Origin of the sequence: Telluribacter roseus (assembly GCF_017355915.2) — a bacterium.
Classification (GTDB): domain Bacteria; phylum Bacteroidota; class Bacteroidia; order Cytophagales; family Spirosomataceae; genus Telluribacter.
In genome coordinates this window covers 121554-146522 of record NZ_JAFEUV020000006.1, presented here as the reverse complement: position 1 = coordinate 146522, position 24969 = coordinate 121554, and the positions used below count along the sequence as shown (strand labels likewise).

22 protein-coding genes are annotated in these 24969 nt (G+C 51.9%); 8 read left to right on the top strand and 14 right to left on the bottom strand.

Annotation, left to right across the window (positions count from 1 at the left end; all coding sequences use genetic code 11):
- Positions 1-135: 135 nt before the first annotated feature.
- The 4 genes from JTN23_RS13270 (at position 136) to JTN23_RS13255 (ending at position 4216) form a co-directional block, all read left to right on the top strand.
- The gene (locus tag JTN23_RS13270) at positions 136-1362 is read left to right on the top strand and encodes an exo-beta-N-acetylmuramidase NamZ family protein (protein WP_247235322.1); all 1227 of its coding nucleotides are present in this window, start codon (positions 136-138) and stop codon (positions 1360-1362) included.
- A gap of 356 nt (positions 1363-1718) precedes the next feature.
- The gene (locus JTN23_RS13265) at positions 1719-1991 is read left to right on the top strand and encodes a hypothetical protein (RefSeq protein ID WP_247235321.1); all 273 of its coding nucleotides are present in this window, start codon (positions 1719-1721) and stop codon (positions 1989-1991) included.
- A 121-nt stretch (positions 1992-2112) separates the two neighbouring features.
- Entirely contained in the window at positions 2113-2664 is a 552-nt protein-coding gene (locus JTN23_RS13260) for a 2'-5' RNA ligase family protein (protein ID WP_247235320.1), read from the top strand.
- A 142-nt stretch (positions 2665-2806) separates the two neighbouring features.
- Entirely contained in the window at positions 2807-4216 is a 1410-nt protein-coding gene (locus tag JTN23_RS13255) for a Gfo/Idh/MocA family oxidoreductase (protein WP_247235319.1), read from the top strand.
- Between the two features lie 166 nt (positions 4217-4382).
- Here JTN23_RS13255 and JTN23_RS13250 read toward each other — a convergent pair whose 3' ends face one another.
- Positions 4383-5363 carry an SMP-30/gluconolactonase/LRE family protein gene (locus tag JTN23_RS13250; RefSeq protein ID WP_247235318.1) on the bottom strand — a complete coding sequence of 327 codons (981 nt, stop codon included), beginning with the start codon at positions 5361-5363 and terminating at the stop codon, positions 4383-4385.
- A gap of 292 nt (positions 5364-5655) precedes the next feature.
- Here JTN23_RS13250 and JTN23_RS13245 point away from each other — a divergent pair, with 292 nt between their 5' ends.
- The gene (locus JTN23_RS13245) at positions 5656-6558 is read left to right on the top strand and encodes a sugar phosphate isomerase/epimerase family protein (RefSeq protein WP_247235317.1); all 903 of its coding nucleotides are present in this window, start codon (positions 5656-5658) and stop codon (positions 6556-6558) included.
- A gap of 207 nt (positions 6559-6765) precedes the next feature.
- Here JTN23_RS13245 and JTN23_RS13240 read toward each other — a convergent pair whose 3' ends face one another.
- Entirely contained in the window at positions 6766-7197 is a 432-nt protein-coding gene (locus JTN23_RS13240) for a universal stress protein (protein ID WP_247235316.1), read from the bottom strand.
- Positions 7198-7467: 270 nt separating this feature from the next.
- Here JTN23_RS13240 and JTN23_RS13235 point away from each other — a divergent pair, with 270 nt between their 5' ends.
- Positions 7468-8916, top strand: coding sequence for a Gfo/Idh/MocA family protein (locus JTN23_RS13235; protein ID WP_247235315.1), 1449 nt, complete (start codon positions 7468-7470; stop codon positions 8914-8916).
- Positions 8917-9000: 84 nt separating this feature from the next.
- On the opposite strand, the gene JTN23_RS13230 is transcribed toward JTN23_RS13235, so the two are convergent.
- Positions 9001-10437: a S8 family peptidase gene (locus JTN23_RS13230; RefSeq protein WP_247235314.1), complete on the bottom strand. Its 1437-nt coding sequence runs from the start codon at positions 10435-10437 to the stop codon at positions 9001-9003.
- Between the two features lie 213 nt (positions 10438-10650).
- On the opposite strand from JTN23_RS13230, the gene JTN23_RS13225 reads away from it, so the two are divergent.
- Together JTN23_RS13225 and map are read left to right on the top strand one after the other, a co-directional pair.
- The gene (locus tag JTN23_RS13225; protein WP_247235313.1) at positions 10651-11382 is read left to right on the top strand and encodes a hypothetical protein; all 732 of its coding nucleotides are present in this window, start codon (positions 10651-10653) and stop codon (positions 11380-11382) included.
- Between the two features lie 161 nt (positions 11383-11543).
- The gene (map, locus tag JTN23_RS13220) at positions 11544-12302 is read left to right on the top strand and encodes a type I methionyl aminopeptidase (protein ID WP_247235312.1); all 759 of its coding nucleotides are present in this window, start codon (positions 11544-11546) and stop codon (positions 12300-12302) included.
- 78 nt (positions 12303-12380) lie between these two features.
- Here the strand turns inward: map and JTN23_RS13215 are convergent, their stop codons facing one another.
- From JTN23_RS13215 to JTN23_RS13165, 11 genes are all read right to left on the bottom strand, one after another.
- A complete protein-coding gene (locus JTN23_RS13215) occupies positions 12381-13634 on the bottom strand; it encodes a hypothetical protein (protein WP_247235311.1) in 1254 nt (417 codons plus the stop codon).
- Between the two features lie 69 nt (positions 13635-13703).
- Complete coding sequence (locus JTN23_RS13210; RefSeq protein ID WP_247235310.1) at positions 13704-14321, bottom strand: hypothetical protein; 618 nt, start codon at positions 14319-14321, stop codon at positions 13704-13706.
- A 243-nt stretch (positions 14322-14564) separates the two neighbouring features.
- Positions 14565-15356 (bottom strand): LytR/AlgR family response regulator transcription factor, encoded by a 792-nt coding sequence (locus JTN23_RS13205; protein ID WP_247235309.1) that lies wholly within the window; start codon positions 15354-15356, stop codon positions 14565-14567.
- Positions 15357-15368: 12 nt separating this feature from the next.
- Complete coding sequence (locus JTN23_RS13200) at positions 15369-16451, bottom strand: sensor histidine kinase (RefSeq protein ID WP_247235308.1); 1083 nt, start codon at positions 16449-16451, stop codon at positions 15369-15371.
- Positions 16452-16697: 246 nt separating this feature from the next.
- Positions 16698-17111: a DUF2511 domain-containing protein gene (locus tag JTN23_RS13195; protein ID WP_247235307.1), complete on the bottom strand. Its 414-nt coding sequence runs from the start codon at positions 17109-17111 to the stop codon at positions 16698-16700.
- A gap of 1046 nt (positions 17112-18157) precedes the next feature.
- Entirely contained in the window at positions 18158-19450 is a 1293-nt protein-coding gene (kynU, locus tag JTN23_RS13190; protein ID WP_247235306.1) for a kynureninase, read from the bottom strand.
- A 102-nt stretch (positions 19451-19552) separates the two neighbouring features.
- Positions 19553-20959: a TonB-dependent receptor gene (locus JTN23_RS13185; protein ID WP_247235305.1), complete on the bottom strand. Its 1407-nt coding sequence runs from the start codon at positions 20957-20959 to the stop codon at positions 19553-19555.
- Between the two features lie 340 nt (positions 20960-21299).
- Positions 21300-21659, bottom strand: coding sequence for a heavy-metal-associated domain-containing protein (locus tag JTN23_RS13180; RefSeq protein WP_247235304.1), 360 nt, complete (start codon positions 21657-21659; stop codon positions 21300-21302).
- Positions 21660-21710: 51 nt separating this feature from the next.
- Entirely contained in the window at positions 21711-21965 is a 255-nt protein-coding gene (locus JTN23_RS13175; RefSeq protein WP_247235303.1) for a heavy metal-binding domain-containing protein, read from the bottom strand.
- A 39-nt stretch (positions 21966-22004) separates the two neighbouring features.
- Complete coding sequence (locus tag JTN23_RS13170) at positions 22005-22571, bottom strand: helix-turn-helix domain-containing protein (RefSeq protein WP_247235302.1); 567 nt, start codon at positions 22569-22571, stop codon at positions 22005-22007.
- A 117-nt stretch (positions 22572-22688) separates the two neighbouring features.
- On the bottom strand, positions 22689-24914 hold the full coding sequence (locus tag JTN23_RS13165) for a TonB-dependent receptor (protein ID WP_247235301.1): 2226 nt from the start codon (positions 24912-24914) through the stop codon (positions 22689-22691).
- Positions 24915-24969 lie beyond the last annotated feature (55 nt).

Here is a 24969-nt window from a genome sequence, read left to right as displayed (position 1 = left end):
TCCCAGGAAACGCTGAGAGGCCTGGGGGTACTTTGCACAGGTACTCTAAGGGCCTACTTTTACTGCCAGCGCTCACACGCTACTGCGGCACTATGGGCTCATCAACCTATTTACAGACTATAAAAAATTCTAGCCATGAAACTTCTCCTTTCTCTTATTGCTGTACTGAGCTTTTACCTGGTTGACAAAAGCCCATCCACTCACGTTGCGGTCCCCGAAGCGGTCACCGAAAAAGATCAGATCCAAACCGGTGCGGAACAAACGGATAAGTACCTGCCCTACCTCAGAGGCAAACGGGTGGCAATTCTGGCTAATCAAACTTCCATTATTGGCAAGACTCACCTGGTGGATAGCCTCCATAGACTGGGCATTAACATCGTAAAAGTATTTGGTCCGGAACATGGCTTCAGAGGCAATGCCAGTGCCGGAACAGCCGTGGCTGATGAAGCCGATCAGGCTACGGGCATTCCGATCGTATCACTATACGGCCGGAAAAATAAACCCACCAAAGAGGATCTGGCTGATGTAGACATCCTGATCTACGACCTGCAGGACGTAGGCTGCCGCTTTTATACCAACATCAATGCCCTGGCACGTCTGATGGAGGCTTGTCACGAAAATGGTAAGGAACTGCTGATTCTTGACCGGCCCAATCCGAATGGGTACCTGATCGACGGCCCCATACTCGATATGCGATTCAGATCAGGGATTGGCATGTTTCCGCTACCTATGTCCCATGGGTTAACCGTGGGTGAATTTGCTCAGATGGCCAATGGCGAGGGATGGCTGACCAACAAGGTAAAGTGCAACCTACGGATCATCAAAGTAGCCAACTACCACCACGACATGCCGTATGATCTGCCGGTAAGTCCGTCGCCCAATCTAAATACGCAGCAAGCGGTGATGCTGTATCCATCTACCTGCTTATTTGAAGGTACTTACCTCAATCATGGTCGCGGTACGTATTTTCCTTTTACCGTACTAGGCAGCCCGGAACTGAAAGGCAAGTTTGAGTTCTCCTTCACCCCGACCGGTATCAAGGGCATGGCCGAAACGCCGCTCTTTATGAACCAGGTATGCTATGGGCTTGACCTGCGCAACTATGATATCGAACAACTGCGACAAAAGAAACAGATCAACCTGCAATGGGTCATGGAGCTGTACAAGGCTTCGCCCCACAAAGAAAAGTTCTTTGACTCCAGTCTGAGTAAAGAGATGGGGGTTATCGAAAGGCTGGTAGGCTCTGGTTTATTCCGACAGCAAATTATAGATGGCAAATCCGAAAAAGAAATCCGGGCAAGTTGGGAGCCGGGCCTGAGTCAGTACAAGGCCATGCGCAAACAGTACCTCCTTTACCCCTGATGGAAAGTACGTAACCCGGTTCACCGCCAGCTCCAACTCTTTCACCTCCTGCAAGGTTAGAACAGCAGAACTAACCTGCAAAGCCATGTCTACCCCCGCCGCCCAGGCCCTATACTTCGTCGCGCTCCTGCTGGATTTGTTCATCCGGCAGGAGCGCGACAGCTTCTTAGACTTATTTTAAGAATTATATACCGGAGCAGCTACTAAGGCTATTCGTATCTATTGTAGTAGATCTTAACAGGCGCTTGCAACAACCTATTGCATTTACTACCTTACAGGCAAGTATCTTACTACCAAAGCTTTATAGTAGCGGTTTCCATGTAAGTAGTCACAGGGCAAATGGGCAATGCTTAAGTATGGAAAATATACCTACTGCGTTAGAAGTATCCGGAGCCTGCACCATAGCGAATATAAACGAAACTGTGTATGTTTACATAGCTGTTATTTCATATCTAAATATACAAAGTAGCTCCACTCAAAAATTATCAAATCTCATTGCTATGAAAGCACTTAATAGAGACTTCAAACCAGTACATCTGATTTTTGCAGTATTTGCTATTTTAGCACTATTGGATATTGCCAATGCGGGTTACCATTTCGGGATATGGTTAAAGAACTTTCTTGAATAAACTACTAAAATGCAGGGGATATAGCCGGATTAGCAATAGTAGCAGATGAGGGTAGACGTTGCGTTTGAGCAAACTGTTTGTCTGTAGGTAAGTTATCAGGGCAGGACTAATCCATCAAGCCATGTCTGTACCCGCCGCCCAAGCCCTTTACTTTGTCGCCCTTCTGCCCGATGAACAAATTCAGCAGGATGTGACTGCTTTTAAGCAGGTGGCGGCAGAGCAGTTCAACAGCCGACACGCCCTGAAGTCGCCCCCGCACATCACGATCATCCCGCCTTTTAAGCTACCGGCGGAGGAGGCTACTACCCTGGTCGAAACGATGGCGGCAGCCGCCGCCCGGCTGGCTCCCTTCCCGGTACAGCTCAGAGGCTTTGACCGGTTTGGGCAGCGGGTCATTTTTGTGGATGTTATTATGGATGAGGCGCTGCGTACCTGCTATCAGGTAACGGCGGAGGCGTTCCACCAGCAACTGGGTATCAAGCCCGACGACCGCCCATTTCATGCCCATATGACCGTCGCCTTCAAAGACCTGCACCGAAAGGTATTCGGTGATGCCTGGGCCTACTTCTCCCAGCAATCCTACGAGCGTACTTTCCATGTACAGACCCTTACGCTGTTGAAGCACAACGGGCAACGGTGGGAGGTAGAGCAAGACCAGGCCTTTAGCCTCTAGCGCTAAGCACCCCCTTCCGCCTTCGTTATACCGGGGCAAAAGGTAAGCGTGGTAGCAGGTGGTGATGGCTGGACATAGGTATATTTAGGGGAAGAAGATACTTTATGTCGTCAATAGGTCAAATGTGGAAAACAACTACCAAATGAATAGAAGAAATTTTGTTAAAGCGGGTGCTTTGGGAGCCTTTGCGGGTGTCTCAGTTATTCCGTCCCGGGTACTGGGAAAACCTCTGGGTCACGTAGCGCCCAGCGATAAAGTAAATCTGGCCTGCATCGGCATCGGCAACCGGGGGGGCGAAATCACCAAAGCCCTGCACGCGACGGGCCTGGCAAACATCGTGGCTTTGTGCGATGTGGACATGGGGGCGCCCCAAACCCTGGACGTATTGAAGCTACTGCCGGATGTACCCCGTTTCCAGGACTTCCGGGAGATGTTCGACAAGATGGGTAACAAGATTGAGGCCGTAAGCGTGGGAGTACCTGACTTTGCCCACTTCCCCATCACGATGCTGGCCATGTCGCTGGGCAAGCACGTGTACGTGGAAAAACCCATGGCCCGTACCTTTAAGGAGGTGGAGCTGATGATGGCAGGCGCCAAAAAATACAAGGTAGCCACCCAGATGGGCAACCAGGGGCACTCGGAGGCCAACTATTTTCAGTTTAAGGCCTGGAAGGATGCGGGAATCATTAAGGATGTAACGGCCATCACGGCCCACATGAACAGCCGCCGGCGCTGGCACGACTGGGACCCCAAAATGACCAGCTACCCCAAAGCGGAGCCCATTCCGAAAACGCTGGATTGGGATACCTGGCTCACCACCTCCCACCCCCTACACTACCAGAAAGACTTCGTGAACGGGCAGTGGCGCTGCTGGTACGATTTGGGTATGGGGGCCCTCGGCGACTGGGGCGCGCACATCATTGATACCGCCCACGAGTTTCTGGACTTAGGGCTGCCCTACGAGGTGGACGCGGTGATGCTGGACGGCCACAACTCTTTTTTCTTCCCGATGTCTACGACGCTCTCGTTTAAATTTCCGGCGCGGGGTAGCATGCCTCCGGTGGAGATCACCTGGAAGGACGGCCTGAACAACATACCATCAGTGCCGAAGGGCTACGGCGTCTCCGAACTGGACCCCAACATTCCCCCGCCCAGCAACGGACAAATGCAGCCAGCCAAGCTGAATCCTGGCAAGATCATCTATAGCAAAGACCTGACCTTCAAGGGAGGTTCGCACGGCAGTACACTATCCATCATTCCGGAAGACAAAGCCAAGGATCTGGCCTCCCGACTACCGGTGGTACCGGCAAGTCCGTCCAACCACTACGCCAATTTTCTTAAAGCCTGCAAAGGCGAGGAAAAGTGCCGGTCTTCTTTCGAAATAGCCGGGCCTCTGAGCCAGGTATTTGCGCTGGGGGTACTGGCACAAAGGCTGAATACGAAGCTGATCTTTGACCGGGAAACCAAACAGATCACCAACAATCCGCTGGCCAACTTCCTGCTCGAAGGAGCCGCGCCACGCAAAGGCTGGGAAGAGTATTACCGGCTGTAATAAGAGTTCGTGAAAAGCATCAGGAGCCACCCTAATAAAAAATGGGGTGGCTCATGCTTTTTAAACCGATCATAAAGCCAAGTAACAGGTGCTGCCAGAAGCGTAGTCTTACAGATTACCTTTCCTCCTTTCCCCCTTTCATTCTTTCCTCCTTCCCTACAATCTTTTACTTAAACTGCTGGATACTATATGTACTGGATTGTAGTTTGGAAGGGTCGCCCATGGCCGCGCCAATCTCTCCGATGCGGGCGTTGAGCGTATAGATATCGCCGTTTACATAGGTACTGGTGGTAGCCATGGAGTAGCCGGCCTGATCGGTTTTGACTACTGAGGCCGTAGCAAAGTTATCGTTGCTCCGGACCAGCGCCACGCGGCTGCCGCTGCCCGTCACCACGTACAGATCGGTAGTACCTACGAGCGTCAGGCCGTCGCCCGGCAAGCTGCTGATACCTCCTACTTCCGTCACCGCATTGCCATTGTTGAGGTCTACTTTGTACAGCTTTCCGGCTCCCGTATTGGCTACGATCAGGTACCCGCTGGGGTGATACACGATGCCATTCAGGCCAAAGGTGGGACTCGAAAACCGCGCATCATCACGTACCAGTACGCTGGCCTGTCCGTCGGCGGTTACCTGGTAGATCACCGGCGCAAACGAATCCGTCACGTACACTTTCCCAGTAGGATCGAGGGCCAGGTCGTTGGCAAAGTGGTTTACACCCGGCAGCAGGTCGTCCAGGTCCACCCGCCGTTCCAGGGTGCGGGTACTGAGGTCAAACACCAGCAACTCGGCCGTTTTCCGGACCGTCTGCGGGCTGCTTTTGATGGAGACACCGTTGTCGCTGTTGGCGACGAATATCCGGCCGTTGGCCACCTTCACCCCCACCCCACTGATCAACTCGGGCACCGACAGCAGATCCTGGTACTGGCCACTGGTACTTACGGTACCCAGTTTGCCCTGCGTAAGAGAAGTGATAATAAAGCGGTCCAGCTGCGACGAGTAGGCAATGCCCTCGGGATACTGCCGCTCCGCCACAAATTCAATCCGCTCCGGAAAGGCCGCATTGGGACTGTCCCGATGATCTTCGCAGGCCGTTAGCCCACAAGCTGCCGCTACGAGCAGCGTACCGTGAATAAAGTTTTTTTTCATTGTGTGGATTATTGGAAAAAATAAAACCTTTGATCTATAAGGGGATGTCCTGTAGAATTGTTTGAGACTCACGGGGGTGGCTGGTCCTGTTTCTTAATAATTTAACATACAGCAGGAGGGATTACAGCTCATGGTAAAGAAGTACCCTGGCGCTTCGGACAGGTGCAATGGGTTGCGTAAGGGTCAGGTCCTGAAAATGCGTCAATAGAGTTGTATAAAGGAGAAGTCACCCACTGGTGTCTTTTTACTGGAGACGATCGGACAAACTGTTTATTCCAACTACTAACCATTCATGAAAAAAATACTCCTAGTAGCCATTACCCTGGGCCTGATGACCGTCCCCCCGGCTTTCGCCCAGAAAGGAAAGCCCCTCTTCACCGACAAGGCCAACGACCCTAAGTTGGGGATGGTGTCCTACACTTACCGGAAGAGTTTCCAGAAAGATGTAGCCGCCACCCTGGATACTATCAAAGCCCTGGGTATTACCAATATAGAGTTCTCGAACCTGTTTGGCCGGACGGCCCAGGATATCCGGGCCCTGCTCGACGAGCGCGGTATGCGCTGTACTTCCTTTGGCGTAGGTTATCCGGATCTGGAAAATAAGATTGGTGAAGTGGCCGCCAACGCCAAGACACTGGGTGCGGAGTTTGTACGGGTAGCCTGGATCCCTCACAAGGGAGATTTTACGCTGGACCTGGCGAAGAAAACGGTGGCGGATTTTAACCGCTTCGGCAAGACCCTGAAAGACGAGCACGGCCTCACCTTCTGCTACCACAACCACGGCTTTGAGTTTCAGCCCGTACCGGCCCAGGTAGCCTCAGAGGTAAAAGGCAAGGATGCTACATTGTTTGACTACATCGTACAGAAAACCGATCCGAAGTACGTGAGTTATGAGATGGATATTCTCTGGACCTTCTTCCCCGGTCATGATCCGGCGGCGATCCTGGCTAAGTACCCTACCCGCTTTAAGCTCATGCACGTCAAAGACCTGAAGAAAGGCGTTCAGGGTAACCTGTCGGGCGGTACACCTCCCGATAACGACGTAGCCCTCGGTACCGGTCAACTGGATCTGCCCACTATCCTGAAAGCAGCTAATAAAACCAGCATCAAGTACTACTACATCGAGGATGAAAGCTCCAACATCTCAACGCAGGTACCCATCAGCATCGCCTACCTGCGTAGTTTGAGAATGTAATTTTTTAGAAGGAGGAAGGGAGGAAAGCAGGAAGGGTGGAAGGGTAATAAATTCTGAATGTTGAATTCTGAATTATTAATTAGCAGTTAAAGAGTCTTCTTACTTTAATATTTTGATAAAGTTAAAACGGGCTGTCCATAGTCAACTGAACAGCCCGTTTTTGTTTTCACGGCAATTCAGCACTCAGAATTCTAAATTCAGAATTACTTAAAGCGGTACCGTCAATATCGGGATACGGGCTTTTTTGACCAGGGCGAGGGCGGTGTTCTCGTTGAAGGCGTTGTAGAGGAAGCCGTGGTCGTGGGCCCCTATGATGATCATGTCCACCGCCAGCTTCTGGGCTTCCAGCAGGATCATATCTACGGTGGGTCCCTGGATAAGCAGCGCATCCGCCTCTATCCCTCTGTCTACCAGGCTCCGGCAGTACTCCTGCAGGTAGCGGTGCTCGTCCCGTATATCTTCGGCCCGCATATTGCGTATGTATTGCGGTCCTACGCCGTAGCCGACAAAGTCAGGCTCGGCGGCGGTGACGTGTACAATCCATACTTTGGCTCCGAGCTTTTCGGCCAGCTCAGAGGCCATCCGGATCAGCTCCCGGGATTCATCATCAATGTCGACGGCAACCAGTAAGTTCTTCATAAGTATAAGATGCTGTTTTGACTCTATCCATACGTACACTAGTACCTACCTGCATCTCTTCAAAATGTTTCCTGCGACTCCGCTTTCGGAGAAATAATTTCATCCGGCCAATAGTACTTCCTCCTTTAGTCTCAGTAGTTTATCTCTAGAATATACTTCTAAAATCATTTACCTGAGAGTAACTCTCTTTTCCGTAAAGTGCCCCAGTACGCTATTGCTTTCCACTAGTTATTCAACTCCTAACTATAACCTACCCCCTTTCCCCATCTTATGGACAAGAAAACCATCACCGGCATCAGTACTACCCGCCGCGACTTCATGAAAAGCACGTCGCTGGCCGCCACCAGCTTCTTTATAGTACCCCGCCACGTACTCGGCAAAGGCTACGTAGCTCCCAGCGATAAACTCAATATCGCAGGCATAGGGGTAGGCGGAAAAGGCAAGAGTGACCTGGCCTCTTTTGCCAAAAGTCCCAATGTGAATATAGTATCGCTCTGTGACGTGGACGACCGCAGAGCAGCCGACTCACGCACGGCCTTTCCCAAGGCTACTTACTACCGCGATTTCAGGGAGATGCTGGCCAAGGAAAAGAACAACATAGATGCCTGCTCCATCTCTACCCCCGACAATACCCACGCCGTAGCTACGCTGGCTGCCATGCAGCTGGGCAAGCACGTGTATACCCAGAAGCCCCTGACCCACGACATCTACGAGGCGCGTATGCTGGGCCAGGCGGCCAAAAAGTACAAGGTAGTAACCCAGATGGGTAATCAGGGCGGCTCCGGCAACGGTGTACGACGCATGAAGGAGATCTACGACAGCGGCATCATCGGCGACGTCAACAAGGTACTTTGCTGGACCAACCGCCCCGTATGGCCGCAGGCGATTCCGACCGATAAGGTCTACGAAGTACCCAAAGAGCTTGACTTTGACCTCTGGCTCGGTCCCGCCCCGAAGGTACCTTACAATGAAGCCTACCTGCCCTGGAACTGGCGGGGCTGGTGGCCCTACGGTACCGGTGCCCTGGGTGACATGGCCTGCCACATCATGGACCCGGTGTTCCGGATCCTGCCCATCGACTACCCTAAGTCCGTGGAGTGTAGCGTGGGAGGTACCTGGACCTTTACCCTACGCGAGCAGGACCACAACCCAGACTGGACGCCTTTCACTACGTCCATCCACCTCGACTACCCCCGCCAGGACAACAAAGGAAATATCAAGGTGAGCTGGTACGACGGAGGTATCCTGCCCGAACGCCCCGAGGAGCTGAACCCCGGCGAAGCTTTTGGGAACGCCGACGGAGGAGTACTTTTTATTGGTTCCAAAGGGAAGCTGATGGCCGACTGCTACGGGGCTAACCCGCGCCTGCTGCCACTCAAAAACAACGAAGGACTTAATATACCCGAAACTATAGCCAGGGTACCCGAGGAGAATCACTACCTGCAGTGGGTTAATGCCTGCATAGCCGGCCACGGCAAAGGCGTTACCAGTTCGCCCTTTGAGTACGCGGCTCCGTTTACCGAAAGTATCCTGATCGGTAATCTGGCCCTGCGTAGCTGGATGTTGCGGGATAACCCGACGGCCAAGCGCCCTGATGATCGCTATACCGGGCGTAAGAAGCTGTACTACGACGCACCTAACATGAAGATCACGAACTTCGAACCTGCCAACCAGTACGTGAAGCGCGAGTACCGCCCCGGCTGGAGCCTGGTAGTATAGGTGGTGATATCAGGTTAAGTATAAAACAGCGGCGGGCTCCCCAAGGGGAGTCCGCCGCTGTTTTATTAAAAGAGTTTTTCCAGCCTAGAAACCACTCACATTCAGGCGGCCGCCGGTAACGCATTTACCATCCAACGAAGCGGTTGGCACCGCACTACTTAAAATAGCACTTTTAATGTCTGCGGCTGTTGAACCTGGATTACCTGCAGCATACAGAGCCGCGCCACCTGTTACATGTGGAGTAGCCATAGAAGTACCACTGTAAGAGCCATAGGCGTTGGGAGGCAAGGTAGAGTAGATACCTGAACCAGGAGCTCCCAGATCGACTGTAGCGGCTCCGTAGTTAGAGAAGCTGGATCGTGCACCTGTCGAAGTGATTGAAGCTACCGCTATTACTGCATCGTAATTACATGTTATACCACTTTTAGGGTCCCTGACACCATTTGTATTATAATTAGATGGATAATTAGCCTGCGAATCATTGTTGTCACCTACACCATCACTACCACCATTACCCGCTGCCGCAATAAACAATATGTTTGCGTTTGCTCCACGAGTTATAGCCTCCAGTAGCGCTTGTGAAAAACCACCGCCCCCCCAGGAGTTGTTGCTGGCCACCAGGTTAATGTTATGTCTGATCTTGAGGTCAGTCAGGTAATCAACAGCTTTGATTGCGTTAGCAGTAGTACCTCCCCGACGGCCTAGAAACTTACAGGAAATCATTTTAACATTCCAGTTAACACCTACAACACCTGTACCGTTACTTTTGGCGCCAATAGTACCGGCCACGTGCGTACCGTGTTTATCAGTACCTCCGCTTTTACCACCATCATAAACAGTATTATTATTCCCATCAAAATCCCAGCCATTGACATCATCTACGTATCCGTTTCCATCGTTGTCTCTGCCATCTACAGGATCAAAGGGATTTGTCCAGATATTTGCTTTCAGGTCCGGATGGTCTACCTGGATACCTTCATCAATGATACCAACTACTACTGATGCAGAACCAGTCTTACCAGCTGCCCAGGCTTCGGCTGCCTGACTACCGTACTGGTTGGCCGGTGTAGAGGCATCACCATACATCCCCCACAAAGACCCATTGGTGAAGTAGGTATCGTTGGAGGTGGCATCGTAGGTGTAGATGTAGTTGGGCTCGGCGTATTCGATCTCGCCCAGTCCCTTCAGCCGCCCCCTGGCTTCTGCTACATCCAGAGGAGTCCGGATCAGGAATATCCCCTCCCGGTCTCCCACTCTTTCCATCATTTTGGTCAGGATGCGCTCAGCAACCGCACCATTGACTCGTGCCAGCGCTTCGGCTCTTTTTGATTCTGCAATTCCGGCTTTAAACTTAACAAGCAGCTCGTTGGGCACGTACTCATCTACGGCTGCACGGGCCGAAGAGGCGGGACCATCCTGGGGGGTACGAACCAGATCAGGCTCGGTCATACATCCCGTTACCACAAAGGCTACCGCCACCGCCACATAGGCGGAAGTGGTACTGAACTTTCTAAAATTCATTTTCATACGAATAGGTTTTAGGTGCGTTGAATTGTAATTTAAATAAGTGGTATTGAATCTAATTCACCGTTCACTAAGTAGAAGTCTACTTTTTTGTACAGAAAGCCCCCGCTCTTTATAACCTACTACCCCACTACTAGTGACTTTCAGTCATTTTCTTTTTTGGTATGAAATTTTCTCTATATTAGAGGTAAGTAAACCCTCTGAAAAAGTATGAGAACTATTGTGTTGTATGATAATCCGGCAACGCCGGAGGAGCTGTCATTTCTGAACAGCGTGTTTGAAAGTGTAGGCCACCCGGCAGAGGATATCACGCTGGTGCCCTACCGCTGGCTGATGAGCTTTAACCAGGCCGAAGTTTTTGTGTCGCTGGGCGTACCGCTCAGCAAGTTTATGTACGATCTGCAAAGCTCCCCCTACGAAGAGACCAAAGTTGGCAACAGTACCTTTCTGCTGGTAGACCCGCTTGATAAGCTGGTCAGCGACAACACCCGCAAGAAGCGCCTGTGGCACTCGCTGCAGGGTATCTACCTCAGCAATATTCCCGGCTATAAGCAGATTGACCACCCCTTTCTGCTGGACAGCGGCTTCACCGTCGGCAGACGGTTTGATACAGGCAGCAACCGCTTTACTCTGTACTACCAGATGCCGGGTACCAGCTGTACTATAGAGCTGCACGTGGGCTCACGGCTGCTCCCTGCGAGTAGTCCCGAAGAAGCCGTGGAAGAATACTCGGACATGGACCTCCTGATCGCCCACGCGCAGGACACTTATACCGTATACGGCAACCAGACCCCTATTACTACCATCCGGTACCGGGCCGAACTGATGCAGTTGCTCTCGTACATGGCCGACGGTGCGCACCCTACCCTGCAGCTAGCCTACCAGAAGATGGGTATTCCCATTCCTAAGCGCGTGCGGGTTGAATCAGAAGTAGCCGCATAAGGCACCCTACGGCCGGAGGGTAATCCCCCAGTGAAGTACCCCTTTAAAAATAACTACCTTTGTAACGGAACATTTAGCCGCTACGGAGGTAGTTATATTTTTGAGTAACGTACACGTAGCGTTCCAAAAGTTATATTATACAACTAGTTGACAAGTACACTATGTCCATTACTACTTATACTGAGCTGGAAGGGATGAAGAAGATTAGTGAAGCAGTAGCTGCCACACTAAAACAAATGCGCGAATACGCCCGTCCGGGTATGACTACCAAAGAGCTGGATGAATACGGAGCCACGGTACTCCGGCAATACGGAGCCCGGTCGGCTCCCAAACTAACGTACGGATTTCCAGGCTGGACCTGCATCAGCCTTAACAATGAGATTGCCCACGGGATACCTTCTGAGAAAGTAAAGCTTAAGGAAGGTGACCTGATCAATATAGATGTATCGGCGGAGCTGGACGGCTTCTGGGCCGACAACGGCGGCTCCTTTGTACTGGGGAATGATATCCATCAGCACAATGCGCTGGTAGACGCCTCCCGGCAGATTCTCTACAAAGCCATACAACAGATAAAAGGGGGAGTACGCATAGCAGACGTAGGAAAGTTTATTGAAACCGAAGCCAAAAACGCCGGCTACAAGGTAATCCGAAACCTGGTGGGACACGGCGTAGGTAGAAGCCTGCACGAAGCCCCCAGCGAGATTCCCTGCTTCTACGATAAGGCCAATACCCTGCGTTTCAAAAAGAACTCAACCGTAGCCATCGAAACATTCATATCAACCAAAGCTGCCTACGCGCACGATAAGGGCGATGGCTGGACCCTCGTGACCAAAGACGGCAGCTTCGTAGCCCAGCATGAGCATACCATATTGATCACCGACGATGTACCGGTTATTTTAACGGAGGCCAATGAGATCTGAAGCCACCAGGTCTCAGGAATCTATAACTCCAAGGATAGACAACTCCCGCTGAGGTATATGCCCCAGCGGGATTATTATTTATATACCTGGTATCAGGGCCGTAGCTGACATCACAAAGAAAGACCCACTAATAGCCGGACCAGCCTTGGTACATTGATGATCGTACTTGATGAGGTTGCCCGAGAAGGTACCTTTGACGTATTTACCAGGTACGTACTCTTCGAATACCACCTGCCCGCTGGCTACCATGTCTTCTCCATCACACCAGTCGTGTCCGCTATCGTATTGCTGACTGGGCGACAGCGTGAAGCTAACGCGGCACTTGTTTCCTTCGGCGGTATACCAGAAGGGAAAGCTCCCTTTTCGGCCGTTACTAAACTCGATCTGCAGTACTTCCTTAGGAGTAGCGCCTATAATGCTGGCATTAGTAGGGTCTTCATCATCCAAGATAGCCATTGAACTAAATACGTAGTCCTTCCCGAGGAAGTTGACCTTCACAAAGCCAGAGCCAATGTAAAGCTCCTTTACCAGTATCAGTTTGGTAGGGTTGTTCTTGAAGTTAAGCTCTACCGATATAGTCACCGGATTGGGATTGGAAGGCCCACGGGGCGCTGTATAGGTAGCCGACGAGCCGGAAGGCTTCAGAGTACCACCGCCCACCAATGACCATTTGAGTCCGTTGTTGGCTCCGCCCGTTCTCTGAATCAGAGGCTCTTCCTTCGTCTCCGTCAGCGGTGCCAGCTCCATGATCTGCAGGGTTACCGACTCACCATATTTAAGTACGTCCTTCGCCGGGTCCGTCACTAACATAAAATTCTCAAAGAGGCTCCAGTCGCTGAAGTGCGGCATGGGTACGGTCACCTCCCGCTTCTGCTTGTCCAGGCTCTTGCCCGGCACGTTGTACCATACCTTGTCGGTACGCTGGTAGGCAATGCCCAGCGCTTCAGGAGCGCTGTTGACTACTTCGGCGTCGGAGTACCTGAACTTCAACGTAGCAGGCTTGCTGAACTGCTGCCCGTCGGGCAGGAAGCGGTACGAGGTACCTACGCCGTTGGGGGTATGGTTGCTGATGGGCTGGATGGAGATGGTCGTCTCCTGAGTCAGGGCTCCGGCCGGTATGGTCAGCTCTACCTGGCCGTCGGCGGTGGCGAGGGTACCACCCTGCGGGCCAATATGTTTGCTGACTACCGCTCCCTGAGGAGTACCTACTTCGGTAGGCTCAGCGACCTGATCAACCGGATCCGGCCCCTGACCAGCGTTATCAGGATTACACCCCGACAGGCTCAGGAGGAGCCCCAACGTTAGGGCCGATATACTATGCATTAATTTCATGGCTATATGATGTACTTAACTCTAATGAAGGATGAGTGATGATGGGGTATATATCGCCTGGGTAAGCTACTACTCGGGCAGGTTATACGCTTTGCGTACCTCTTCGTAGTTGCTCAGGTCCAGCCCTGCGTGCAGGCGGGCGTTCTGAGCCGGTACGATCACCACCCGGATATCCTGCAGTAGATACTTCTCCCCTCCTCCCTCAAATACATGCACTGTACTGATCATGCGACCATCCTGTATCCTGTAAGCAAACAGTACATCCTTTATCAACCCATTAGCGTCCTTCTCCGTCGGAACCCTAAGTTTATTAGGTATCGGAAACCACACATTCCGGAGCTTGACATAACCCTGCACCAGTCCCTTCTCAACCGCCGCCAGATTTTTGTACGTGATAACGGTGGTATCTATAAAAGATCCGTTATCGGTAGAGGAAGAAGGTCCCATCGAAAATTGAAGGGCACCGCCCGATTCACCGGCTTCGCCTTTGTCTCCCTTATCTCCTTTGTCTCCTTTGGGCCCCTGCTGCCCCTGGGCACCTGACTGGCCTGTCGGTCCTTGCGGGCCAATTTCGCCCTGCGGTCCTTCGCAGGAATAGAGGGTGGCTGATAAGGAAAGAGCGGCAACAAATAGGAGTCGACTGATGGTACGCGTTAGGCCAGGGCCTGTTACATTACTTTTTTTCATGGCTGTCTGAAGATTATTAAGTAGTAGTATGGATCAGGATCGGGTTTCATACCTGATTTTGGGCCCTAAATTGTACATGCGGAGCGGCGAAAGCCAGTACTAGATTACCAATTAGGCAAAATAGTCCATCATCTGTCATAAAAATGGGTTGAACTGTATACCAACGTGACGAGCTACCGGCACAAAAAAAGCCCCACATCAGATGTGAGGCTACGTAGCGGAGAAACGGATATGACCAGGGTACTACTTACCCATCCATACTTTAAAATCCGATACCTTTTCGCGACTTACCAGCGCTTCCTTGTCAATGGATGGATTCAGTACCAGCGACAGGCGATTGCCAAAGTACGGGTGGATCTGGTGCACCGACTGGTGTGATACCATGATCCCCCGGTTGATCCGGTAGTACAGGTCCGGCTCCAGGGCTTTTTCCAACTCATCCAGCGTATAGTCGATCAGGTACTTTTGGTTGGTATAGGTTCTGAAAAACGCGAAGCGGTCTTCGGTATAGAAATAAGCGATGTCTTTGACCTCGATGGATACCATGCGCTGCCCCTGACTGACCAGAAAGCGCTTCCGGTACTCTTTGGATGATTTTCCCTGTAACTCCTGCAGTAGCTTCTCCAGGTTAATAGCGGGCGGAGTAGCACCCGAGGCCGCCTTTCCGCGCAGGTCCACGAACTTCTTCAGGCTGCGGGCCAGGTCCTCGCGCTGTATGGGCTTCAGCAGGTAGTCGATACTATTGACCTTGAAGGCCTGCAGGGCGTACTCATCGTAGGAGGTCGTAAAGATGACCGTGCTGGCAATGTGGGTCCGGTCAAAGATCTCAAAGCTCTGCCCATCGGCCAGCTCAATGTCCATAAAGATCAGATCGGGCGGAGGGTTTCCTTCCGACTGGTAGGTAGTCAGCCAGTCCACGGTTTCATCAATTCCAGCCGTTGCAGCCAGTACCTCAATGGATTCATCCACCTCCCGAATCAACTTCCTGAGCTTCCGGACGGCCAGTTCCTCGTCTTCCACAATAAGTGCCTTCATTACGATCTATGCTTAGTTGTGCTGGTTAAAAAGGGGTAACGTTACAGTAAAAAAATCAGTAGTTTCCTCGATACGTATGTCCGACTGGTCGGTCTGCCGCTGCGCCAGCAGCTTGTACTTGGACGAAATATTGCTCAGCCCCACTTGGTTGGACTGTACCCGCACGATGCGCTTCTGCAGGTTGTTCCGGACCATTAGCTTGCCGTCTTCGGTTGTCTTTATTTCGATGTGCAGCGGCTTGCTGGTGAGCGTGATGTTGTGCTTTACGGCATTCTCCACCAGGAGTTGCAGCGTGAGTGGCGGCAGGTAGTACTGCTTCAGCCCTTCCTCAATAGTAATATGTACCGATATACCCTTGCCATAACGGGTAGTGAGCAGGTGAATGTACGACTGGATAAACTGCAGCTCTGTCGCCAGGGGCGTCAGCTCGGCTTCGTTGGTCTGCAGCAGGTAGCGGTACACCTTCGACATCTCATCTACGAAGCGCTCGGCTTTTTCGGGTTCATCCGCAATGAGTGACGACAGCGAGTTGAGGGAGTTGAACAGGAAGTGCGGATTGACCTGGCTCTTCAATCCATCCAGCTGGCTCTGCAGGTTACTCTTCTCAAGCTGTTCTTTTTCCAGCATACTCTTTTTCCACTTGTCGGTCGAGTAGAAGCTCTCGTAGATCCCAATGGAGATCAGGTTAGCCGCCAGGTTCATGAGCAGCAGCTTGACGAGCGACTCGGTACTGTAGCTGTAGCCAAACAGATGAAAGTAGTCATACATAAATACCGACCCCAGCACCGCCATAGGCGTAATGGTACACACGACCCAGAGCGTCATCACGATGCGGGTAAAGGTCTGCCTCAGGTCGGGGTACCTGTGGGTAATATCTTCGATCAGGTAGTCCAGGGATACAAATACGCCGCTCACCAGTACGAAGTTCAGGGTGGTCGACAGCAGGAACGCTACCGGGTCATAGAGGTACCGGTCACCTACCAGAAAGTAGCTGCATAATATAACGTACATGGGTACCAGAAGCAGAAACTGCCACTTGGTCCGGGAAAGAAATCGTAACCAGTGCATACGAATGTGATGCGTGATCTTTGCCATTTTAATAGTATAAAGGTCCCCAGTATTACGTTAAGCCACTACCTGTTCGTGTCTGAGCTGCCGGATGCGGTGATTGAAATGAGATAATCTGTTGGTGAAATGTTGAGAAAAATGGTGACAAATATCCGAAATTATTGGCACATCCGGATATGCTGGAGCCGGCACCAAACAAGTAAGCCGGACCTCTGCGAGATCCGGCTTGACATGCTACCCATTAAACGACTACTGCACCATCTGTAAAAACAGCTAGTAGCTGGTATATGTGGCTATTGTATGTTGATGATTATCTCCTGGTTTGTTTTCACAGGCTTTCAGCCCTTCGTCAACAATGACCGACAGGTCCATTTTCTTGCTGGGATGATTGGGATCAAACATCCAGATTTTGTCAATTACCTCCCAGCCTTTGTCCCGCCCGTAGGCTTCGGCGGCTTTATTGACGGCAAAGATCCGGTCACGGGTCTGGAGGAACAGATACTTACCCTCCTTGCAGCAAAGCTGCACACTGTCAACGGCCAGGGGCCAGATCTGGTTAAAGTCTTTTTTGTATAACCACTTCCCTTCTATTTTTAAAGGCTGAGCTCGTTGATTGATAAGATCGTTGGCACCTACTCCTAAGCACACGACAAGTACAATTAATAGGGGATACGATATCTTCTTCATGGAGCACTTTGGTTAATTATTGGTTACTCTAAAATTCTTAAAGCCACATCAGAGTATATAAATCATGTGCCACAGGAACCGGTATTAGAGTATTAAATTATTGTTATATAAATCTTCTTAAAAGCTGCTGTTGATCCAAGATCAAATTGTACTATTTCTTGTAGAGTTGACCAAAGATCATAGTAACGGCAAGATCTAGTTGGGGAATTGAAAAAATGAACAACTGTGGCATGGGGATTGTACTCCCCAATTATCCCAACTACAGGCACACACAATTATAGAGGGGCCAAAGGTTACTAACCGTTGTTGTGATTCAATGTTTCGATAAGACTAAACCACTATCTGGACGAGCAAGTAGTAACCACTACTACATTTATTTACTATTCCAGCCCCATTTCCCTGATTATAAGAGCATTAAATTCCCCACTTGCTTTTTCTCCACATAGTACATCCTGGCTGAGGAGTAGCCTTCTTTTCATAGGCGTATACAGTCAACGTAGGGTGTGTATATATAGCAGCAGTAGCACAGAAGTTGTTTTTATGCGTATAAAACTTTCGGTAAGTGGACTCAGGTAGAGAAGTATGAAATTTTTTATATGGCGAAACCCCGGCAAAACTGAATTTTGTATCCGATGGGCACCTAAATTACCCTTTCTGTACCTCAAGGCAATCAGGTAAATGGTCAGGAGAGGCATGCGAACCTGAATCCGCATTTCGGAATATGACACCTCCTACAGGTATCTCTACGAGCCGCTCCGCAGGCAACCGCGTACCCGGTCTTGAGCAAGTACTATGTGCAGGAAGAAGACCTCGAATGTAAAGCGAAGTAAGGGATGGAACGGGCACAGTACCTCCCGGCAATACACGAGTTATATAAGAACGAGAATCAGAAACATCACTACCACCAGCAGGACTGCTACCCACTGGAGCCAGGGTGTCGGCCGGGGGAACTCGTAGCTGCATATAGGACAGACTCTTTCGGTCGCATCAACATTCATAGCACAGCCAGGACACTCTTTCTTCTTCATAGCGTTGGTAATCGTAGTTTAGATTTGGGAATAGAAATGGTCTAGTACCTGCCCTACCCGCCAGACTTCCTCAAATGTATTGTACAGAGGCGTCGGGGCCAGCCGGATGCAGTTGGGCTCCCGCCAGTCACCAATGATACCATTCCGAACCAGTTCATCAAATAGTGCCTTCCCCCGCTCCTCCACCAGCAGCGACAGCTGACACCCCCGCTCGTTGGCATTGGCCGGAGTCATGATTGTAACCGGGTTACCGTACGTATGGTTGATCTCCCGTAGGATGTACACCAGGTACCCCGTCACCCGCTCGCTCTTTGCCCGTAGCTCCTTCATACCGGCCTCTTCAAAGATAGCCAGCGAAGCCCGGTGTACCGCCAGTGACAGTATGGTAGGCGTACTTACCTGCCAGCCATCGGCCCCAGCCATGGGTACAAAGCCCTTTGTCATTTCGAAGCGGCGCTCCTCCTGATACCCCCACCAGCCCGCCAGTCGGGGTAGATGGGCTTGGTGGTGCTTCTCGTGCACAAAGATACCCGATGCGCCGCCAGGACCGGAGTTTAAGTACTTATAAGAGCACCACACAGCAAAGTCTACCTGCCAGTCGTGTAGCTGCACGGGGTAGTTTCCTACCGCATGCGCCAGATCGAAGCCAACAGGTATATCGTATTGGTGCGCATGCTGGGTAATGGCCGGCATATCCAGTACCTGACCCGTATAGTAGTGCAGCCCGCTCATGACGACCAGCGCCAGCGAATCGGCATGCGCATCTATGGCCTGTAGGATGTCCTCCATCCGGAGGGTGTATTCGCCGGCTCGGGGACGTACTTCCACTAGTACTTCGTCAGGATCGTAGCCACGCGCCCGCACATGAGTCTCCAGCGCGTACTGATCCGAGGGGAAATCGCTTGCGATGGTAAGTACTTTGAACCGCTCCGCCGTAGGCCGGTAGAACGACGTCAGCATCAGGTGCAGATTGACCGTCAGATTATTCATGGGGCATACCTCCGAGGGTAGTGCGCCTACTACCCTGGCCAGTGGCTCTTTGCAGTAGCGGTGGTAGTATAGCCAGGGCTCCTCCCCTTCAAACCACCCCTCTACGCCGTGGTTCTGCCAGATGTCTAGTTCCCGGCTCAGTGCCTCCCGCGCCGCTACGGGCTGTAATCCCAGGGAGTTTCCACACAGATACGTCAGGGGCAGGCCTTCCTGGGGCTGGCCGGCTTTATGAGGAATCAGAAACCGGTCACGAAAGGGCCTGAGCGGATCAGCCTGGTCTTGCTGTTGGGCGTACTGGAGGGTATTCTGGTAGTCGGACATGGCAGGTTCTATCGGCTGATGCGTGCTGGCAAATCTATATAAAAACCGGGAGCTACCCCAGTTGTTTGAGGTAGCTCCCGATTAGAACACGTATTGTAACTCCTACATACCCATGCGCATCAGGCCGGGAGTCAGGCGCAGGTACACCTGGGCCGATAGCGGATTGGTGCCGTAGTAAGGTTCCAGTTCGGTATCTTGCGTGTAAAATGTTGCCTGTCCGCCCAGCTGGAGTAGGGTATTGGCAAAGCTGGCTATCTGCCGGTTAACACCCAGGGTCAGCCCCGACACCGGGAATACCCTATCGTGAGGAAATGCTTCGGGTACATTCACAAAAAGCTCCTCGGGTGATTTCTGTACCCACTCATAGCGACCATATACTCCCCACCTGTTCAGCTGCAGGTTTGACTCCAGCAGGGCGGAGTGCTCGCGGTGCCCATGCCCTTTGTCATTAACCCCCCACACCAGCGTGGATGAGAGCCAGCGCGTAGGGCTGCCCAGCAGCGGTACGGAGTGCTGCGCCGAAGCCGTGGTACGATGCACATCCCCATCGGCATGCGACACCTCCGGACTTTTGATAAAGCCACGGGATACTTGGAAGGCCCAGTTATCCGTAGGGTTATACATCAGGCGGTAGCTGTACGAGTCAAAGCGGGGGCGGTCAAAGTCAAAGCGGTTTTCGTCGGGCTCACGACCGGTAAAGCGGGAGGCCTCTACCTTGAAGTCGCCGTAGCGTACTCCGGCCGTAACTACCCCGAACGTTATGTGGGTAGCATCCTGCCAGTGGTGACCCAAGGTAGCGTTGGGGTTATTGAAGGCCGACATCCGGTGCATAAAGGCGGTGGGGCCCAGGGCCGGCTCACCCGGATAGCCTACGTAGATGCTGGCGTCCAGTTTGGGACTAAAGCGCTGGGTATAGCCAACGGCCAGCTCCGAAATGAGGTCGTGGGGGTGCTGTCGGTCAATGAGGGGCTGGTTCTGCCAGGTTTCACCCGACTGGTACAGGAGCGGATAGCCTGCTCCACCGTCAAATATACGGTCCAGCGATACCATGCTCCGGATAGTGACCAGGCCATTCTGCCCCACCTGCCGCTGGGCCATCCCCATGACCCAGTTAGGTACATTAAAGGCCCGCTCAGAGCCTTTGCTGCCCTTGTTGTTGATATTTTGCCCGTTGTACTGCAGGAACACGCTACCGTGTACCATGTAGTTCCAGTTGCGGCCGTGGTGCATGTAGGCGTACATGGGCGTGGCATCGGGCTGCCAGCTGGTACCGGAGCCGTTTCGGGTCATGGGCAGGCTGAGCGAAAATGCGTGCGTCATGTGGTGCATACCTCCCATTTGGCTACCGGCGGCTCCTTCCATGGTATGTCCCTGATGCATAGAGTGGTCAGGCTTGGTAGTATCGGCCTTCGGTGCCTGATGCTGGTGGTGATCATGCTGGGCCGCAGCCGGTACGGCTACTAGTACAGCAGCCACAATGGCTATAAGATCTAAATAGTGCTTTTTCATGGGTTGATAGTGATTATGTGTTTAAGAGCTTCTCTTCTCCTCAATCAGCATCCTGTCCAGCTACCCCACAAATAACTATGCCTACCCCAAGCGCGGCGAAAAAAGCCCAGTACTTCCCCTACCCCAGTAGCCAAAAAGGCCGTGGACAGAAAAAGGAGGATGGTAAGAGGGGAATCAGATCCAGATAGTGGGCCGATGGAATATATGGTAGCTGCTAATAAGCTGGGTATGCCCAACTTGAGTACTCAATCAGAGTAGCAGAAAGGAGGTATATTGGGCAGGAAGAGGACAGAAAATATAAAAGCCGGAGGAACAAGTGTTCCATCCGGCTTTTCAAATATTAGTGCTTCATATCGCTATGAGGAGCTGCTGTTTTGCGGCAGCACTTGGGTAGTTTGTCGTGCGCCTTCTGATCGGCTACCATTCCGTCTGCATCATAGCCGGTATTGACAATGATCGACTTGATTGAGGCTTCGTCGGTTTTCTTAGGGTTGTACTTCACCGTCATCACCTTGTTGTCCAGGTTCAGATCAGCTTCCTTTACTCCCTTCGACAGGCCCAGATTACGCTCCAGCCGCTCTTTACACATTTCGCAGATAGCCGAAGTTTTTACCTTTACTACCTTCTCTTTGTCATCAGCCTGCGCAAAGCCAAAAGTCACGCCCAGGGCGAATAGTATTGAAAAAAGGGTTGCTTTCATGGTTATGAGATTATTGGGTTTATGAATTAGATTGTATTTAAAGCTACTGGTTTAATGATCGTGATTATGGCCGTCACCTTCTGTATGCGCTACGGCTACTTCTTTCAGGTCCATTTCGCACACCGGACATTTTACTGCTTCGGCGTAGGTCTTGTCTCCTTCGCATTTCATGGGACAGGCAAACTGCTTGCCATCGGCTACCTGCTCCGTAGCAGCGGGAGCATCGGTAGTTTGAGTGGTACTTTCGTCATTTCCGGAACAGGCTACCAGGGCACCAAACGACAGCAGAAACAATACTTTTTTCATTAATTCAGAAAGATTACGTGTTATAAGAGGTTATTTAATCTATACTTGATCCAGTGTTTTGCGCGCCAGCAGCGCTCCCTTCTTGTACTGTCCGGGCGTCTGTCCCGTCAGCTTTTTGAACTGGTTGGCCAGGTGAGCCGAACTGCTGTACCCCAGGCGCCAGGCCATTTCGCTGATGCTTAGTTCATCGTACGACAGCCACTCTTTTACTTTTTCTACCCGCTGCGCGATCAGGTACTGCTCAATGGTAGTGCCCGTCTCGGTCGAAAAAAGGGTGCTCAGGTACGAGTACTCGTAGCCGGTCTTTTCGGCCAGGTAGTCCGAGAAGTTCATCGTGCCGGGCTTCTGGCCTTTCAGATGCTGTACCTCTTCGATAACCAAGGTCTTTATATATTCAACAAGGGCCAACCGGCGATCGTTCAGGAGTTCAAACCCACTTTTCTTCAAGGTTTCATCCACTTCCAGGAGCTTCTCGGCAGAGGGCTCCCCCTCTACTTCTACCTCTCCCAGCGCTACATCCTGCACCTGCAGGCCCAGCCCTTCCAGTTCCTCCCGCACTACCCGCCGACAGCGGTCACAGACCATATTTTTGATGAGTAGCTTCATAATTTCAGTACTCGTTATATCTATTTTTTGAAGGAAGATAAAGCACCAAACAACTACTGTGCTTTACTTTAATAAAAGCTAACAGCTAAAAACTAACTGCTAATACCTATCAGCTACTTACCTGATGATTTTATATCGAATACCTGCGTAGATAGTACGCCCCACGACGGGTCCCCAGGCCATACCGGCATCAAAGCGCTGACCAAAAGGATCGTTAGCCCCGATGATCGGATTCATCTGACGGAAGCCCGTCAGGTTCTCGCCTCCGAGGTAGATGTCCCATTTCGGAAAGGTACGTGTCACCTGCGCGTTGAGGTTGTAGAAAGCCGGAGCTATATCCGTAGGCATATTCTCATAGGAGGTATGATCGTAGCCGGGATCCATGTTCGGGATGCGGCGTTTGCCGTTCCACTGTACCGTCACGTCAAACTTCCACTTGTCATAAGGCAGCGCGTAGCCCGCGTTGAAGAGTACCCTGTCGCGGCTGATCATCATGCGGGGCAGCAGTACCTGCTCTCCGTAGGGCTCGCCCATGGTTTGCTTCACATCGAACAGGCGGTAGGCCAGCTTCAGTTCGAAGCGCTTGATGGGCGTCAGGTTTACTTCGGCCTGGAAGCTGTTGGCAAAGGCCTTGTCCTGCAGGTTATAGAAGTAGGCAAAGCCGGGGTGTTCAAAATCGGCTACGAGCTGGTTCTGGAAGTCGGTCCGGTAGTAGTCCACAATAATGTTGCCATCCATGCCCCCCAGGTCAAACTCCTGCGTCAGACTGGCGCCGTAGTTCCAGGATACCTCCGGGCGGATCTGCTCCCGAAACACCACCGCCCGCGAGCTCACCAGGTTGCCGTAGTACTCAGCCAGCGGATTGGCCACCCGGAATCCTTTACCGGCCGAAGCCCGCAGCGTTGTATTGGGGTTGAGGCTGTACTTAAGGTGCAGACGGGGCGTCAGCTGCGTGCCGAACAGATTATGAAAATCTACCCGTGAGCCCGCTACCAGTACAAACTTGTCCAGGTTGTTGTAGGTGTACTCAAAGAAGGCTCCCGGTACCGACTCCGTACGCGCCAGCGTTGTATCGCGGTACTTCTCGTTGTAGTCGTCCAGCAGATAGCTCGCACCAGTCTTGAACGAATGGTTGGTATTGCCAATGATGGACTGGTAGATCAGGTTACCGTACAGGGTTTTCTGCACGCCATCGTAGTTGGTAAAGCCAAAGTACGAGCGGGAGTCGTGCAGCGAGGCGTTCATGACCAGTCCAAGCCCCTTGTAAGGCTTCTCCGGGAACAGCTTGGCTACCTTAGAGAACGCCTCAAAACGATTCACATTGGATCCGTACCCGTAGGCGCGGTACGTACCGCGCAGCTCCGGCTGGAAACTGGTCTGCCCGCCCAGACGATTCTCGTGTAAGGCTTTTACACCAAACTGCGCCATCATCCGCTCGCCCTGGTACTTCCAGCGGTTCATACCGTTGAACTGCGTATACAGCGGCAGATCCAGAAAGCCATCCCCATTGTTGTCCACGCGGTTGCGCAGGGTACTGGCGTGCGACAGGAATCCGGTGCTCCACTTGTCGTTGAGCTGGTGCGCCAGGTTGAGGTTCAGCTCCGCCCGTCCGAAATTATTGACGTAGGTATTAAAGTACAGCTTTTCGTGGGTATCGGGCTTCTGCAGCTCCACGTTGATCTGCCCCGTCATGGACTCGTAGCCATTCACTACCGAACCCGCTCCCTTACCGATGTCAATGGATTGTACCCAGGTACCCGGTACGTAGTTGAGGCCAAAGGTAGTAGCCAATCCGCGGATGGTCGGGATGTTCTCGACGTTGGTCTGGATGTAGGTACCGCTCAGTCCCAGCATCTGGATCTGCTTGGAACCTGTCACGGCATCCGCGTACGATACTGACACGGAGGCGTTGGTCTCGAAGCTCTCGGATAGGTTACAGCAGGCGGCCTTGGCCAGGGCCCGGGTGGTGATGATCTCGGTCTGAATAGGATTGAGGCGGTCGACGGTGGTGGCGTTGCCCTGTACCACTACCTCATTGAGCGTTTGCTCACTCCGTAATATAGCTTCCACTTCGCTTTCGGCGCCAATGCTAAGGGTGTCATTGACATAGCCCACAAAGCTAAATACCAGCTTATTGGACTGCGCACTACGAGGAATGGAAAAGTGGCCGGAAGCGTCGGTACTGGTACCCAGTGTAGTACCAGCCCAGAATACACTGGCTCCGATCAGGGGTGTTTTTTCGGTATCTGCTGATGGTTGCTCGTACACCGTCCCGGTGACACGCTGCGCCTCAGCCACGCTTGCAAGCAGGGCCAGTAGCCCTACCAGAAAATATTTATACATGATGCTATTTAAGTCTGTTGATAGTAAATGAGGTGTGATAAAAACCACACGTGGT